Annotated in this window: 13 protein-coding genes; 5 read left to right on the top strand and 8 right to left on the bottom strand. The window is 74.5% G+C overall.

The genetic code is table 11. The features are described from left to right. The first annotated feature begins 4 nt into the window (after positions 1-4). The gene (locus B7R87_RS27500; RefSeq protein ID WP_040913653.1) at positions 5-2,716 is read left to right on the top strand and encodes a SpoIIE family protein phosphatase/ATP-binding protein; all 2,712 of its coding nucleotides are present in this window, start codon (positions 5-7) and stop codon (positions 2,714-2,716) included. Positions 2,717-2,743: 27 nt separating this feature from the next. On the opposite strand, the gene B7R87_RS27495 is transcribed toward B7R87_RS27500, so the two are convergent. The 6 genes from B7R87_RS27495 to B7R87_RS27470 form a co-directional block, all read right to left on the bottom strand. Further along, positions 2,744-3,562, bottom strand: a complete 819-nt coding sequence (locus B7R87_RS27495) for a DUF1775 domain-containing protein (RefSeq protein WP_006345762.1) — start codon at positions 3,560-3,562, stop codon at positions 2,744-2,746. A 258-nt stretch (positions 3,563-3,820) separates the two neighbouring features. Further along, entirely contained in the window at positions 3,821-5,101 is a 1,281-nt protein-coding gene (locus tag B7R87_RS27490) for a hypothetical protein (protein ID WP_233168945.1), read from the bottom strand. Between the two features lie 561 nt (positions 5,102-5,662). Next, positions 5,663-6,112 (bottom strand): hypothetical protein, encoded by a 450-nt coding sequence (locus B7R87_RS27485; RefSeq protein WP_130584693.1) that lies wholly within the window; start codon positions 6,110-6,112, stop codon positions 5,663-5,665. After that, entirely contained in the window at positions 6,109-6,615 is a 507-nt protein-coding gene (locus tag B7R87_RS27480; protein ID WP_006345764.1) for a SigE family RNA polymerase sigma factor, read from the bottom strand. Before B7R87_RS27480 ends, B7R87_RS27485 begins: the two co-directional genes overlap by 4 nt. A gap of 107 nt (positions 6,616-6,722) precedes the next feature. Further along, the gene (locus tag B7R87_RS27475; protein ID WP_006345765.1) at positions 6,723-7,289 is read right to left on the bottom strand and encodes a hypothetical protein; all 567 of its coding nucleotides are present in this window, start codon (positions 7,287-7,289) and stop codon (positions 6,723-6,725) included. Positions 7,290-7,406: 117 nt separating this feature from the next. Then, positions 7,407-8,090, bottom strand: coding sequence for a histidine phosphatase family protein (locus tag B7R87_RS27470; protein ID WP_130584692.1), 684 nt, complete (start codon positions 8,088-8,090; stop codon positions 7,407-7,409). 300 nt (positions 8,091-8,390) lie between these two features. Here B7R87_RS27470 and B7R87_RS27465 point away from each other — a divergent pair, with 300 nt between their 5' ends. The 3 genes from B7R87_RS27465 (at position 8,391) to B7R87_RS27455 (ending at position 10,022) form a co-directional block, all read left to right on the top strand. Beyond that, a complete protein-coding gene (locus B7R87_RS27465) occupies positions 8,391-8,630 on the top strand; it encodes a CbtB domain-containing protein (protein ID WP_040913662.1) in 240 nt (79 codons plus the stop codon). A gap of 97 nt (positions 8,631-8,727) precedes the next feature. Further along, a complete protein-coding gene (locus B7R87_RS27460; protein ID WP_040913664.1) occupies positions 8,728-9,450 on the top strand; it encodes a CbtA family protein in 723 nt (240 codons plus the stop codon). 182 nt (positions 9,451-9,632) lie between these two features. Then, positions 9,633-10,022, top strand: a complete 390-nt coding sequence (locus B7R87_RS27455; RefSeq protein WP_078902068.1) for a VOC family protein — start codon at positions 9,633-9,635, stop codon at positions 10,020-10,022. A gap of 74 nt (positions 10,023-10,096) precedes the next feature. Here the strand turns inward: B7R87_RS27455 and B7R87_RS27450 are convergent, their stop codons facing one another. Beyond that, entirely contained in the window at positions 10,097-10,846 is a 750-nt protein-coding gene (locus B7R87_RS27450) for a helix-turn-helix transcriptional regulator (RefSeq protein WP_130584691.1), read from the bottom strand. A 10-nt stretch (positions 10,847-10,856) separates the two neighbouring features. Continuing rightward, on the bottom strand, positions 10,857-12,224 hold the full coding sequence (locus tag B7R87_RS27445) for a YihY/virulence factor BrkB family protein (protein ID WP_233168943.1): 1,368 nt from the start codon (positions 12,222-12,224) through the stop codon (positions 10,857-10,859). A 17-nt stretch (positions 12,225-12,241) separates the two neighbouring features. On the opposite strand from B7R87_RS27445, the gene B7R87_RS27440 reads away from it, so the two are divergent. Further along, positions 12,242-13,903, top strand: coding sequence for an acyl-CoA dehydrogenase family protein (locus B7R87_RS27440; protein WP_006345772.1), 1,662 nt, complete (start codon positions 12,242-12,244; stop codon positions 13,901-13,903). The last annotated feature ends 186 nt before the right edge of the window (positions 13,904-14,089 follow it).

Genomic DNA, 14,089 nt, shown 5'->3' with positions numbered 1-14,089 from the left:
GGACATGACCGCACGCTCCGGTCGCCCGCCCCGCCACCCGCGTACGCGCCGGGCGCAGGGACCGCTCCATATGCGCAGCGTCGCGGGCCAGGTCTTCCTCCTCCAGGTCGTCATTGTGATCCTGCTGGTGGCCGCCGGGATGGCCGCGCTCGTGCTCCAGTCGCATTCGGACAGCGAGCGGGAGGCCACCCGGCGTTCCCTCGCGGTGGCCGAGACCTTCGCGAACGCCCCCGGTCTCGAAGAGGCGCTGAAGAGCCCGGATCCGACGGCGGTGCTCCAGCCGAAGGCGGAGACGGCCCGCAAGCTGTCGGGCGTGGACTTCGTGGTGGTCCTGGACACCCAAGGCCGGCGGCTCACCTCGCCCCTGCCCGGTCTGATCGGTCAGCAGTTCACCGGCGACACCGGGCCCGCGCTCCGCGGCGGGGTGGTCGAGGAGCAGGTCGGCGGGCCGCTGGGCCCGCTGGTGCAGGCCACGGTTCCGGTGCACGGCGCCGACGGCTCGGTCATCGGTCTGGTGTCGGCAGGCGTGACACTGGAACGTGTGAGCGGGGTCGTCGAGGAGCAGTTCCCGCTGCTGTTCGGGGTGGCCGCGGGCGTTCTGCTGCTCGCCACCGTCGGCACGGCCCTGGTGAGCGGGCGGCTGCGGCGCCAGACCCATGGGCTGGGTCCCGAGGAGATGACCCGGATGTACGAACACCACGACGCGGTGCTGCACGCGGTGCGGGAAGGCGTTCTGATCCTGGACGGCGAGCGGCGGCTGCTGCTCGTCAACGACGAGGCGCGCAGGCTGCTGGGGCTGCCCGCCGAGGTCGAGGGCCGTACGGTCGACGAGCTGGACCTGGACCCGCATACGGCCCGGCTGCTGTCGTCGGGCCGGATCGCCAGCGACGAGGTCTACCGGGTCGGGCGGCGGCTGCTGGCGGTGAACCAGCGGGCCACCGATCAGGACGGCGGGCCCCCGGGTACGGTCGCGACGATCCGCGACACCACCGAGCTGGCGGCGCTCAGCGGCCGGGTCGACGTGGCCCAGCAGCGGCTGCGGCTGCTGTACGACGCGGGCGACGAGATCGGCACGACCCTGGACGTGGTCCGCACCTGCGAGGAGCTGGCCGGGTTCGCGGCCGCCCGGTTCGCCGACTACGCGACGGTCGATCTGGTGGAGACGGTGCTGCGCGGTGAGGAGCCGACGGCCACGGGCGCGGGCGCCGATATGCGGCGTACCGCGTTCAGCGGTCCGCGGGACGACACCGCGCTGTTCCCGCTGGGGACGACGATCCGCTTTCTGCCCGGCACACCGCTGGGTGAGGGCCTGGGCAAGGGCGAGGGCGTCCTGGAAACCGATCTGGGCGCGTACACCGGCTGGGAGCAGCAGTCCCAGGCCCGGGCCCGGCGGCTGGTCGAGGCGGGTTTCCACTCGATGATCGCGGTACCGCTGCGGGCGCGCGGCGCGATCCTCGGGGTGGCGATGTTCTGGCGTTCGGACCGGCCGGAGGCCTTCGAGGAGGAGGACCGCTCCCTCGCGGAGGAGCTGGTGGCACGGGCCGCGGTCAGCGTCGACAACGCCCGCCGCTACTCCCGCGAGCACACCATGGCGGTGACGCTGCAGCGCAGTCTGCTGCCGCGCGGGCTGCCGGAGCAGAGCGCCCTGGAGACGGCGTTCCGCTACCGTCCGGCGCAGGCGGGCCTGGGCGGGCTCGGCGGGGTCGGCGGCGACTGGTTCGACATCATCGCGCTGCCCGGCTCCCGGGTCGCGCTGGTGGTCGGGGACGTCGTCGGCCACGGGCTGCACGCCGCGGCGACCATGGGCCGGCTGCGGACGGCGGTGCACAACTTCTCCACCCTCGACCTGCCGCCGGACGAGCTGCTGTGGCATCTGGACGAGCTGGTGGTCCGGATCGACCAGGAGGACAGCGAGGCGGAGGCGGCGGCGGAGGCCGGGGTCACCGGCGCCACCTGTCTGATCGTGATCTACGACCCGGCGACCGGGGGGTGCACGATGGCCCGGGCCGGCCATGTCCAGCCCGTGGTCGTCCATCCGGACGGGACGGCCGCGTTCGCGAACGTGCCCGGCGGTCCGCCGCTGGGCCTGGGCGGGCTGCCGTTCGAAACCCTGGAGCTGCGGCTCCCCGAGGGCAGCACCCTGGTGCTGTACACCGACGGGCTGGTCGAGGACCGCGACCGGGATATCGACGAGGGCCTGACGCTGCTCCGCGACACCCTCTCGGGCCATGGCGGCCGCACCCCGGACGAGACCTGCGAGGCGGTGCTGCGGGCCCTGCTGCCGGAGAGCCCGCGGGACGATATCGCCCTGCTGGTGGGGCGGACGCGGGTCCTGGACGCCTCGCGGGTGGCCGAATGGGACGTCCCGTCCGACCCGTCGGCGGTGGCCGAGGTACGGGCGCGGGTCGCGGGCACCCTGAAGGAGTGGGAGCTGGAGGACGAGGCGTTCACGACGGAGCTGATCCTCAGCGAGCTGGTCACCAACGCGATCCGGTACGCGGTGGGGCCGATCCGGGTACGGCTGATCCGCGACCGCGCCCTGATCTGCGAAGTGTCCGACCACAGCAGCACCTCGCCGCATCTGCGCCAGGCCGCGAGCACGGACGAGGGCGGCCGGGGGCTGTTCCTGGTGGCCCAGTTCGCCGACCGCTGGGGCACCCGCTACACCCCGGACGGCAAGGTCATCTGGACGGAACAGCCCCTGACCGGGGCGTAAGGCCCGACCGGGGGGCCGGGCCCCGGCTCAGCTCCCGGAGGAGCGGCGCCGGTACGCCACGAACCCACCGGCCGCCAGCAGGGCGGCAACACCCGCCACGACGGCGATGACCGGCCCGTTTCCACCGTCGTCGTCCCCGGTCGACGTCTTCACCGCGACCCCGGTCGGGCTGCCGCCGTCGGTGGGGGGTGCGGAGGGGAGCGTCGACGCGGTGGCGGTGGGTGCCTCGGCGGGGGCCGAGGGCGCCGCGGCCGAGGGGGCGGGTGCCGGAGTGAGCGCCGTGGGCGGGTCCGTCTCCACCCGCGCCGGGTCGATCGGGACCCGGACCGCGCCGGGCGCCTTGGCCTTCAGCTTCAGCACGGGTGCCGGATTGTCCGAGCCGTCCACGCCGGGGTCTTCGATCCACCGGGAGACGGAACCGTCGCTGTAGGTCTCCAGGACCCGGAATATCAGCTCCTTCGCATCGGGGAGCTGCTGGACGGCGATGCTGTGCACCGCGTCCTTGCCGGTCGGGAGGGCGGTGCCGTGGACGGTGTAGCCGCCCTGGGAGTGGATGAACTTCCAGCCCTTGGGGGCGTTCTTGAGGGTGACCGCGGCGGGCGACAGGCCCTGGGGCAGGACGACCTGGATTTTGGTGATGCCCGCCTTCGCCGATTCCGCCTCGGAGGTGAGGGTCACGGTCACGTTCTTGGCGAGGGCGCGGGGGTCGGAGGCGGTCACGCCCGCGTGGGCGGCGGCCGGCTGCGCGGTCCCGAACACGAGCGCCAGACCGCAGGCGAGTGCGGCGGGGGCGGCCGCGCGGAGGGGGAGGGGGGTGCGGCGGGGCTGCCGGGGGTTGGTGATCATGGTTCTCCTCTGGGTGCCGTCGTGGGGGTGACGCCGTCGAGGGGTGCCCGTCGTCGCTGTCGGGGCCCTGTTCTACCGGGGAGGTGCCGTGGTGCCGTTCTGTGCGGGGCGGTACGGGGCGTTGCATGGGGGTGCGGGCGGTGCGGGCGTACGAGAGGTGCCGGGGACATCATCGCCGACGGGGGCCGTTCGTGCGGGTGTTTGACCGGGCGGACGATCAACAGGGTCCGGCGGGCGGCCCGTTCTCCGGGCCGCCGGTCAGATCGCGTACCGCCAGACCGTGAGCATATGGGCGCCGTACCAACTGCCGAAGAGCGTGGCGGCGGCCAGTACGGCGACGGCGGTACGGGTACGGGCCCGGCCCAGCGCCACCGCGAACGGCAGCAGGAACACCAGCGCGGGCACCAGCAGCCGCAGCTTGGAGTGGTAGTAGTTGCTCTGCGCCAGGGTCAGGACGACCATCACCGTCCCGTACACGAGCAGCGGCGGCCAGGTGCCCCGCCGCCAGGCCACCGCCGTCGCACCGACGGCGGCGAGCAGCAGGACTGCGGTGCTCACCGGCACCCAGCCGTCGGCGTGCTCCCAGGTGTGGGCCAGAAAGGAGAAGAAGGCGGCGCCGTTGTCCCAGCGAGTCCCCCAGCCGGCTTCCTGAATCACGAACCAGGCGTTCAGCTGCCCGGACCGCCAGCCCACCCAGAGCAGATACGCCGGGGTCCCGGTGCACGCCAGGGCGACCGCCCCGACCGGGCGCCACGAGAAACCGCCGCGCCGCATCGCCAGTACGGCGGCCACCGCGAGCGCGACCGCGACCGCGAAGGCCGCGGGCCGGGTCAGCCCTGCCAGCAGCCCGAGGACACCGGCGGCGGCCCAGGCCTCCCGGTGCGCCGCCAGCAGCGCCCCCGCCGCGAGGGCGAGGAACAGGGATTCGCTGTAGCCCATGAGGAAGGTGACGGCCATCGGCTGCGCCCCTGCGACCAGCACGATCCCGGCGAGCGCGGTCCGCGGCCCGTACAACCGGGTGAGCAGGGCGTGTACGGCGAACAGGGCACCCAGCAGGGACAGCTGGGCCACCGCGACGGCGACCCCGCCCGCGTCGAGGCCGGTGAGCCCGTGCACGGCCCGTATCAGCAGCGGGTAGAGGGGGAAGAACGCGAGGTTGTTGCCGGTCGGCTCGCCGTCGTCGCCGTAGCTGAGGCCGAGCGGATAGCCCTCGGTCGCTATGTCCCGGTAGAGGGCGGCGTCCCAGGAGAGCAGCCGGTCCCGCAGCGACCAGCCGGGCGGCAGCATCGCGGTGAGGACGAGCAGATGGACGAGCGTGTTCAGGGCGGAGACCCCGAGCACGGGCGCGACCGCACGGCGGGCGTCCCAGTGGTGCCCGGCGGACGCGTCCGCCTCGTCGCGGGACGGCTGCCGGGCCCCGTCGCCGGACCCCCGCGCGCTCCGGAGCGCCGCGGCGGCCCCCGGCCCGCCGCGGGGGGAGGGCACCGGCAGCGGACCGACGGCGGACGTTCGGGCGTCGGTCAGGGTCGGGTCGGCCATCGGGCTCCTCGCACGGTCGGATGGTACTCACCGCCCATACGCATGTTCGTCACCCGTAGGTTGACAGGGTGTGATCCGGATCACCGCGGGTCGGCCGCGGGCCCCGGCCGCCGAGGGCGGGTGCTCCGGGAGAGCCCACCCGCGGAGCGCCTCGCAGCGGGCTGCCCCCAGGGCCTGTCCGGACGTTCCAGGAGGCCGGGCCCGCGGCTCTCCCCGGCCCTACGGCCGGGCGGGCCCCCGGATGCGGTGCGCCGCGGCGCGGCCGGGGCCGATGGTCCTCGTACGCAGGGGGTACGGATCCTTGGGCTGCGCCCGCGCCTGGGGGGTTGTCCTGCGGCTCAGCCCGGATCGGTGGGCGGGGGCACGCCCCCTGGGCTCGCCCGGTGGTACCCCACCCGCGCCCTTCGGGCCCGGGGCCGTCGGCGACCGACGACAGCGCGGCTCGGCGGTACGCCCCCGGGCTGCCAACCCCTGCCCGCCAGGCGCAGGGCGCGGTGCCCGGGGCAGCCCGGCGGCAGGCGGAGGACGCACGCGAGCCCCACCTGATCCGAACGGTACGAACTACCGCGGCGAGAAGCTCGGTACCGGGGATGTCGGAGGTACCGGGGCGCCCGGGAGCGGGCTGCGCCGGGGAGCGGTGGCGCCCGTCTCCGGCGGCAGGCCGGCCGTGGCGGCCGCGGCGGGCGGCGTTCCCGGCCCGTCCCCCGTGGCTCCCGGGGGGCGGGTGAGCAGCGGCCCGGGGACGGCCGGGGCCGTCGTACCGCCGGACGAATCGGCGGGCGTCACCGGTCCGGGCGCCGTCCCCGCCCCGCCTCCCGTGACCGCCAGCGCCACCAGCGTCGCCGCCGCACCCAGCGCCCCGGCCCCGGTGACCGCCAGCACCCTGCGGCGCCCCCGGGCGCGCGCCCGCCCCGCGATGACGCTCGCGTCCACGGGCCGTACCCGCCCGGCCGCCCGGTCGGCGGCGGTCCGCAGCCGGTCCGCCATCAGCTCGTCGTGGTCGGTCCTCACAGCCGTCCCCCGTCCGTCGTCCGTACCCTGCCCTGCCGGTCGAGCAGTCCGGCGAGCCTGGCGCGCGCCCGGTGGAGGTGGGTCTTCACGGTCCCCGTGGACAGACGGGTCTCGGCGGCGATCTGTTCCACCGGCAGATCGCAGACGTAGTAGAGCGCGGCGCACTGCCGCTGCCGGGCGGGCATCCCGCGCAGCGCCCGCTCCAGATCGACCGCTCCGGCGTCGGGCCCCTCGCTGACCTCCGGATCGCCGCGCCGCCGCCAGGCGCGCTGCCCCCTGACCATGCGCCGCCAGCGGCTCACCGCGAGCCGCCATGCGACGGTCCGCACCCAGGCCTCCGGGCCGAGGTCCTGCTCCAGTCGGCGTCGGTGCCCCCAGGCCCGGACGAAGGCCTCCTGCACCACGTCCTGCGCCTCGTGGAAATCGCCGGTCATCACATAGAGCTGGCCGGTGAGGCGGTGAACGGATCGGGTGTAGAAGTCCGTGAACTCCTCCTCGGTCACACGTCAGCTCTCCTCGCCGTCCCCTGGGTACCCACCGAAGGTACGCGGTCCCCGGCGAGCGGGTACGGCCGGGGCGGCGACGGCCCGGTACGGCCCCGGGCGGCCCGCTACTCCCCCGCGCGGCCCTTCAGCACGGCGTCGAAGACGGCGGCCAGCTCCGCCGCGTCCTCACCGGCGTGGTGCGTGTGCGGCAGGTCCTTCAGGCCCGTCGCGGCCTTGATGGTGCTCTTGTGGGAGCGGCGCCATTCGCAGCCCGTCCGCCCCATCCAGTAGCTGCGCAGGTCGATCCCGGCCCCCGTGGCGCCGAAGGGGCTGCGCCCGGTGAACCGGACGAAGTACCAGTGCACGAACATGCCGTCCCAGACCGCGGGCGCGGCGAGGAAGACCGGCCGGCCGGTGGTCCGCAGCCTTTCGACCCATTGCGCGGCCCGGGCCATCGCCGCCTGGGGCGCGGGGGCCTCGCGCAGCAGCCGGTCGCGGTCGAGCCCGGAGACGGCGAGGGCCTCGGGCACGAACTCGTCGGAGATCGGCCGCAGCTCGGTGTAGAAGGCCAGGTGGGGACGGCCCGCGACGGACATGCCGAGGGAGAGCATGCTGTACGGCCCGGGGATGGGCCCGTCGGCCTCGACGTCCACGGCGACGTACAGCTCGGGGAGGCGGGTCGCTTCGCTCATGGGCCGCAGCGTAGGAGCCGGGGCACGGGTCCCGCCACGGAAAAAATCCGGCCGGGACCGGCGCGGGCTGTTCCGAAGCCGGGTCCGGGCCGCGGGCTGTTCGAGGACCGGCGTGGGCTACCGCGGGACCGCGGCCTGAGCCTGAGCCGCAGCCGGAGCCACCACCGGTTCCGCGGCCTCGGCCGGTTCCGCGGCCACCACCGGTTCCGCGGCCTCGGCCGGTTCCGGGACCGGCCGGGTGCCCAGGCGGAGGTTCCAGCGGCCTTCGCGCCCCGACAGTTCGGTGACGGTGAGCGCCGGGACGTCCAACCGCCAGAAGGCCTCCGGGGGCAGCGCCAGCGCATGGACCACGGCGGCGCGGACCACGGCGGGTTCCGCGATCGCGAGGATCCGCTCCGGGGGCCGCCCGGCGAGCTCGGCCAGCCAGCCGCCGACCCGGTCGCGGAGCGCGAGCAGCGATTCGCCGCCGTGCGGCGCGGCGGCGGGGTCGGTGAGCCAGGCGCCGACCGCCGCGGGATCGCTGCCGGTGAGCTCGGCCAGCCCGCGCCCCTCCCAGCGGCCGAGATCCCAGTCGGCGATGGCCGCCTCGACCTGGTGCTCCGCGCCGAGCCCGAGCGCGGCGGCGGTCTCGCGGCAGCGCCGGGAGGGAGCGGTGAGCACCCGTGCGGCGCGCGGTGTCCGGCCGGCCGCGGCCAGCGCCGCCGCCCGGCCCGCTTCGTCCAGCGGCGCCCCGGAGTCGAACCGGACGGCGCGTGCCGCGGCCGTCACCGCCGCCGTCAGCAGCAGCACCCGTGTGGTCATCCCGGCCTCGACTCCCCTGCCCCGCCGGGACGTTCCCGGCCATCCGCCTCTGCCCGCGCCGGTGTCCCGGACGCCCCCGTACCCAAGCACACGATCCGGCCGGACGGGTCGGATACGCGCCATGGCGGCGGACCCGACTAAGCGGTACGGTCGCGTGGACATGACGAAGATGTGACGGAAGTCCGGTGTGAATCCGGCACGGTCGCGCCACTGTGTACCCGTATCTCCACGGGAAGTCAGACCCGGCATCTCCGTCTCAGGCACCACGACCGGGACGCGTCGTTCCCTCTGGAGGTTGTCATGGCCCAGTCGGCCGTACCCGCCGCTCCGCTTCCGTCGGCTCCGGCCGCCGCTCCGGAGGCCCTCACCCCCATCTCCCTCAAGGAGATAGCCCCCTGGGCCGTGTTCGGCGGAATCCTGATGCTGATCCTGCTCTACTTCGTCGGCGCCGAGCAGGGCGCCGTCGCCGTACTCTCCGGCGAGACCGTGCACGAATGGGTGCACGACGGCCGTCATCTGCTCGGCTTCCCGTGCCACTGACCCGACCGCACAGGGAGAAAGAGCACGGATGACAACACATCACCACACCCCCGTGCCCACCGGTCCCGCCGCCGTGCGGGCCCTGTTGGTACGGGGCATGCTGGCGGGCCTGATCGCCGGGGTGTTCGCCCTCGCCGTGGCGTACTTCCTGGGCGAGGGGCCGGTGGACGCGGCCATCGCGTTCGAGGAGGCGGGTGCGCACGGCCATCACGACGGCGGCGAGGAACTCGTCAGCCGGGCCGTCCAGTCGACGGCCGGACTCGCCACCGGCGTCCTCGTGTACGGGGTCGCCGTCGGCGGGATCGCGGCGCTCGTCCTCTGCGCGGCCCTCGGCCGCATCGGCGGCTTCGGACCGCGCGCCACGGCCCTGCTGGTGGCCGGCGGCGCGCTGGTGAGCGGATATCTCGTCCCGTACCTCAAGTACCCGCCGAACCCGCCCGCCGTCGGGGACCCCGACACCATCGGACAGCGCACGACGCTCTACTTCCTGATGGTGCTGGCGAGCGTGCTGCTGACGGTGGCGGCGGTGATCGTCGGCCGGCGGCTGGCGGTCCGCTGGGGGAACTGGAACGCGACCGTCGCCGTGGTGGCGGGGTTCGTACTGGTGACGGCCGTCGGCTATGCCTTCCTGCCGTCGTTCGACGAGGTACCGAAGGGCTTCCCGGCGGCGGTGCTCTGGGAATTCCGGCTGGCGACGCTCGCCGTGCAGACGGCGCTGTGGGCGGTGTTCGGCCTGGTCTTCGGCCATCTCACGGAGCGGCTGCTGACTCCGGGGCGGGCGTCCGCTCCGGCCCGGGCGGAGGCGGTGCCCGCGCACTGAACCGGCTTCCGGGCGCCGCGGCCCGTACGGGACAGGTCCGTGCGGGCCGCGGCCCCCGGCACCGTAACGGCGGTCCCGGGGCCGCGGCCGTCTGCCGTGGGATCACCCGTTCGGGGAGCGGTCCGGTCCGGGTGTCCGATTTCTTCAAGACCGGCGGCCGGGCTCCCGCTTACCGTGACGCCATGACCGTACGCCTCGACGCCATCAGCCTCGTCGTCTCCGACATGGCCGCATCCCTCGCCTTCTACCGCCTTCTCGGCCTCGACATCCCCGCGGACGCGGATACCGCCCCCCATGTGGAGGCGGCGCTTCCGTCCGGGTTGCGGGTGCTGTGGGACACGGAGGAGGTCATCCGTTCCTACGATCCGTCCTGGACCCGCCCGAACGGCGGCGAGCGGATCGGGCTGGCCTTCCTCTGCGAGAGCCCGGCCGCCGTGGACGCACTCCACGACGCGCTGATCGCCGCCGGGCACCGGACCCATCTGGCGCCGTGGGACGCGGTGTGGGGGCAGCGTTACGCCGTGGTGCTCGACCCCGACGGGATGGGCGTCTCCCTCTTCGCCGCCGCCTGAACGCGCCGCGGGGCCCGGTACCGCCCCTTCCGGAAGCAGCCGGGCGCGGACCGGGCGCCATCGGCCCGACCGGCCTACGCCGGAGCCCCGCCCGCCCCGTATCCGCTCGGCGTCATCCCCGACAGGGCCCGCATCTCCCGGGTGAAGTGCGCCTGGTCCGCATAGCCCGCCGAGACCGCTGCGGACGCGTACGGGGCGCCCCGGCCGACGAGGGCGAGGGCCCGCTGGAGGCGGAGCACCCGGGCCAGGGTCTTGGGGCCGTAGCCGAAGGCGGCCTGCGCCCGCCGGTGGAGCGTACGGGCGCCGAGGCCCACCTCATCGGCCGCGGCGGCCACCGGAGCGCCGCCGTCGAGGAGCCGTACCACCCGGGTCAGCAGCGGATCGGGGCGTACGCCGTCGGCGGCCCGGCGCTCGGCCGTCTCCAGCGCCACGGACTCCAGTGCGGCCACCGGGTCGGCGGCGGCGTCGACGCGTTCGGTGAGCCGCCGGGCCCGCGCCGCGCCCCAGAGGTCGGCCAGCTCCACCCGCCGGTCGCGCAGTTCGTACGCCGGGACCCCGAGGACGGCGGGCGCCGTGCCGGGGGCGAACCGGATGCCCGCGAACCGGTCCCCCGGCCCGCCCTGCGGCAGTTGCGCCCGCGTGTCGGGACCCGCGACGAAGAGCCGCCCCGGGGTCCACAGCAGGTCCATGCACCCGTCGGGCAGAACCGGCCGGACCGCCGCGGCCGCAGCTCCGGGCGCGGGCGACTTCGCCCAGACGACCGCACCCGCCAGCGCCGAGGCCCGCTCCTCATACGTGGGGTACGTGGGGTACGTGGGGTACATGGGCACGGGGCTACCCGCGGTCGCCGTACGGCGAGCGGCCCTCGTACGGCGGCCCGTCCTGGCCGCTGCCCCGGCTGCCCGCCGACGGCGGCCGCTCCGGCCTGGCCGGATAGGGGCGGCCCGCGGGGTACGGCGGCCGTGCCGGATAGGGCGGGCGGTCGGGATACGACGGCCGCTCCCCCGGGTACGCCGGTCCCGCCTTCGGTTCCGCGGCCCCCGGCCGCCCGCCGGGCGCCGGTTTGGCCGTGTGCAGCCGGGCCCGCAGATCGTCCGGCGGCAGGAAGCGGGACCAGCGCTCCGGGAACTCCGACGGCATGTCCCCGGACCCGCCGTCCGCATCGTCGTCGGACTCGGACGCGTAGTCGTTGTCGTTGTCGTACAACCGCGCCGCCTGCGCCCGGGCCAGCACCTCCACGGCCTGGGCCTCGCGCAGCCGTTCGTTGGCGGCCCGCGCGGCGGCCGTGGCCACGGACGGCCAGACCCGGTCGATGGCCGCGTTGACGGCGGCACCGACCAGCACGGCGAAGGCGGACACGCCGATCCACAGCAGGACGGCGATGGGCGCCGCCAGGGAGCCGTAGATCGTCGGGCCCTCGACCGTGCTGGTGATGTAGACGCGCAGCAGGGCACTGCCCGCAACGCCCATGGCGAGCGCGACCAGCGCGCCGGGCACGTCCTCGATCCACGGGGAGCGGACGGGTACGGAGACGTGGTAGAGCGTCGTCAGGAAGGCGACGCTCAGCAGGATGACGACCGGCCAGTAGACGATCATGACCAGGGTGGTGCCCCAGGGCACCAGCTCGACCACCCGGTCCGGGCCGACGGCCGCGAGCGGCAGCACCACCGCCCCGATGACCAGGGCGACGAGATAGAGCAGAAAGGCCAGCAGCCGGGTCGCGACGATGCCCCGGTGGCCGTCCAGGCCGTACATCACGGTGATGGTGTCGATGAAGACGTTCACCGCGCGGGAGCCCGACCAGAGCGCGATCGCGAAGCCGAGGGAGATCAGATCCGGCCGGCCGCCGTGGGTGACGTCGGCCAGCAGGGGTTTCGCGATCTCGTTGACGCCCCGCTCCGAGAGCACCGTCCCCACCGCGTTGAGGATGTTCTTCTCGATGGAGGCGACGGTGGTGGTGTCGGTCCACGAGTCGATGTAACCCAGAAGGCCGAGGAGACCGAGCATCAGGGGCGGCAGCGACAGCAGGGTGAAGAACGCCGCCTCCGCCGCCAGCCCGAGGATCCGGTACTCGATGCACGAGTTGACGGTGTCCTTCAGAAGCAGCCAGACCATCTTCCGCTTGGAGACGTTGCGGTAGAGGACCCGGGCCCGATGGAGCCGCCCCGAATGCCGTTCGGGTGTTTCATTTGCTGCCTGCACCTCCTTACCGTATCCGCATGGCGACCAGCACCCACACAGTGACCAACCAGGCTCCGCCCCTGGTGGGATACGACGTCTTCGGGTCCGACCGCGCGCTGACGGAGGCGGTGGCGCGGCATACGGGCGCCGATCTGCCCGAGGCGCCCCGCGCGGCGCTCGCAGAGACCGTCACGACCGAGCTGACCGAGCTGGGCCGGGCAGCCGGCTCGGCCCAGGCGCAGGAGTGGGGGAGGCTCGCCAACGAGAACCCCCCGAAGCTGCGGACCCACGACCGCTACGGCAACCGGATCGACGAGGTGGAGTTCCATCCCGCCTGGCACCGGCTGCTGGGGCGGGCCGTCGGCGCCGGGCTCACCGACGCCTGGAGCCGCCCGTCCGGGCACGTCCGGCGCGCCGCGGGATTCCTGGTGACGGCCCAGACGGAGGCGGGGCACGGCTGCCCGCTGTCGATGACCCATGCGGCCGTACCCGCGCTGAGGGCGGATCCGGCGCTCGCGGCCGAGTGGGAACCCCGGCTGACCTCGCACGGGTACGCGCAGGAGCTGCTGCCCGCTGAGCGGAAGCCGGGCGTGCTGTTCGGCATGGGGATGACGGAGAAGCAGGGCGGCAGCGACGTCCGGGCGAATACGACCCGCGCCGAGGCGCTGGCGGGCGGGGCCGGGGAGTACGTCCTGACGGGGCACAAATGGTTCTGTTCGGCGCCGATGTCGGACGGTTTCCTGGTGCTGGCACAGGCACCGGAGGGGCTGACGTGCTTCCTGGTGCCGCGGGTGCTGGCGGACGGGGTGTGCAATGTGTTCCGGATCCAACGCCTCAAGGACAAACTGGGCAACCGTTCCAACGCCTCGGCCGAGGTCGAGTTCGAGGGGACCTGGGCGCGCCGGGTCGGTGACGAGGGCCGCGGGGTGCGCACCATCATCGGGATGGTCGCGGCCACCCGGCTGGACTGCGTCCTGGGCTCGGCGGCGCAGATGCGGCAGGCCGTGGCGCAGGCGATCCACCACACGGCGTACCGCAACGCCTTCGGCGGGCCGCTGATCGACAAGCCGCTGATGCGGAACGTGCTGGCGGATCTGGCCCTGGAGTCGGAGGCGGCGACGGTCCTCGGGATGCGGCTGGCGGCGGCGTACGACGCGGATACGGAGGCGGAGCGGGCGCTGCTGCGGATCGCGGTGCCCGCTGCGAAGTACTGGGTGACCAAACGCTGTACGCCGATGGTCGGCGAGGCGCTGGAGTGCCTCGGCGGCAACGGGTACGTGGAGGAGTCGGGGATGCCGCGGCTGCTGCGCGAGGCGCCGCTGAACTCCATCTGGGAGGGCTCGGGCAATGTGCAGGCGCTGGACGTGCTGCGGGCGCTGACCCGGGAGCCGGGGGCGCTGGACGCCTTCCTGCGGGAGGTGGGCCTCGCCCGGGGCGCGGACCACCGGCTGGACGGGGCGATCAAGGGCCTGCTGACGGAGCTGGCCGATCTGGAGGGCGCCGAGGGCCGGGCGCGGCGGCTGGTGGAGCGGATGGCCCTGGTGCTCCAGGGGTCCCTGCTGGTGCGCTGGGCGCCGCCGGAGGTGGCGGACGCGTTCTGTGCCTCACGGCTGGGCGGCGACTGGGGTACGGCCTTCGGCACGCTGCCGCGCGGTCTGGCGACGGGCGCGGTGGTGGAGCGGGCGCGGGCGGTGGTCTGAGCGGCCTTGAGGGCAGCCGGTCAAAAGGGTTTGGCCGTTGTTGTTGCGGGGGCGGCCGGTCAAAGATGATCATGGCCGGGGTGGTGCTGCGCCGACACGGCACCACCCCGGCGCTGTACACCTTCGTACACCAGCGCACCCATTCGCGAGGGTTGCAGAGGGTTGCAACACTCTTGCGACCTATCG

The organism is Streptomyces tsukubensis, assembly GCF_003932715.1.
In the GTDB taxonomy this organism is placed as follows: domain Bacteria; phylum Actinomycetota; class Actinomycetes; order Streptomycetales; family Streptomycetaceae; genus Streptomyces; species Streptomyces tsukubensis.
Note: the sequence above shows the minus strand (reverse complement) of the source record. Positions and strands in the feature narration are given on the sequence as shown.

Bases quoted from the DNA above. Each gene is read 5' to 3' on its own strand.
- B7R87_RS27500 (WP_040913653.1), top strand. From the start codon at position 5: ATGACCGCACGCTCCGGTCGCCCGCCCCGCCACCCGCGTACGCGCCGG.
- B7R87_RS27495 (WP_006345762.1), bottom strand. From the start codon at position 3,562: ATGATCACCAACCCCCGGCAGCCCCGCCGCACCCCCCTCCCCCTCCGC.
- B7R87_RS27490 (WP_233168945.1), bottom strand. From the start codon at position 5,101: ATGGCCGACCCGACCCTGACCGACGCCCGAACGTCCGCCGTCGGTCCG.
- B7R87_RS27475 (WP_006345765.1), bottom strand. From the start codon at position 7,289: ATGAGCGAAGCGACCCGCCTCCCCGAGCTGTACGTCGCCGTGGACGTC.
- B7R87_RS27470 (WP_130584692.1), bottom strand. From the start codon at position 8,090: ATGACCACACGGGTGCTGCTGCTGACGGCGGCGGTGACGGCCGCGGCA.
- B7R87_RS27465 (WP_040913662.1), top strand. From the start codon at position 8,391: ATGGCCCAGTCGGCCGTACCCGCCGCTCCGCTTCCGTCGGCTCCGGCC.
- B7R87_RS27460 (WP_040913664.1), top strand. From the start codon at position 8,728: ATGCTGGCGGGCCTGATCGCCGGGGTGTTCGCCCTCGCCGTGGCGTAC.
- B7R87_RS27455 (WP_078902068.1), top strand. From the start codon at position 9,633: ATGACCGTACGCCTCGACGCCATCAGCCTCGTCGTCTCCGACATGGCC.
- B7R87_RS27450 (WP_130584691.1), bottom strand. From the start codon at position 10,846: ATGTACCCCACGTACCCCACGTACCCCACGTATGAGGAGCGGGCCTCG.
- B7R87_RS27440 (WP_006345772.1), top strand. From the start codon at position 12,242: ATGGCGACCAGCACCCACACAGTGACCAACCAGGCTCCGCCCCTGGTG.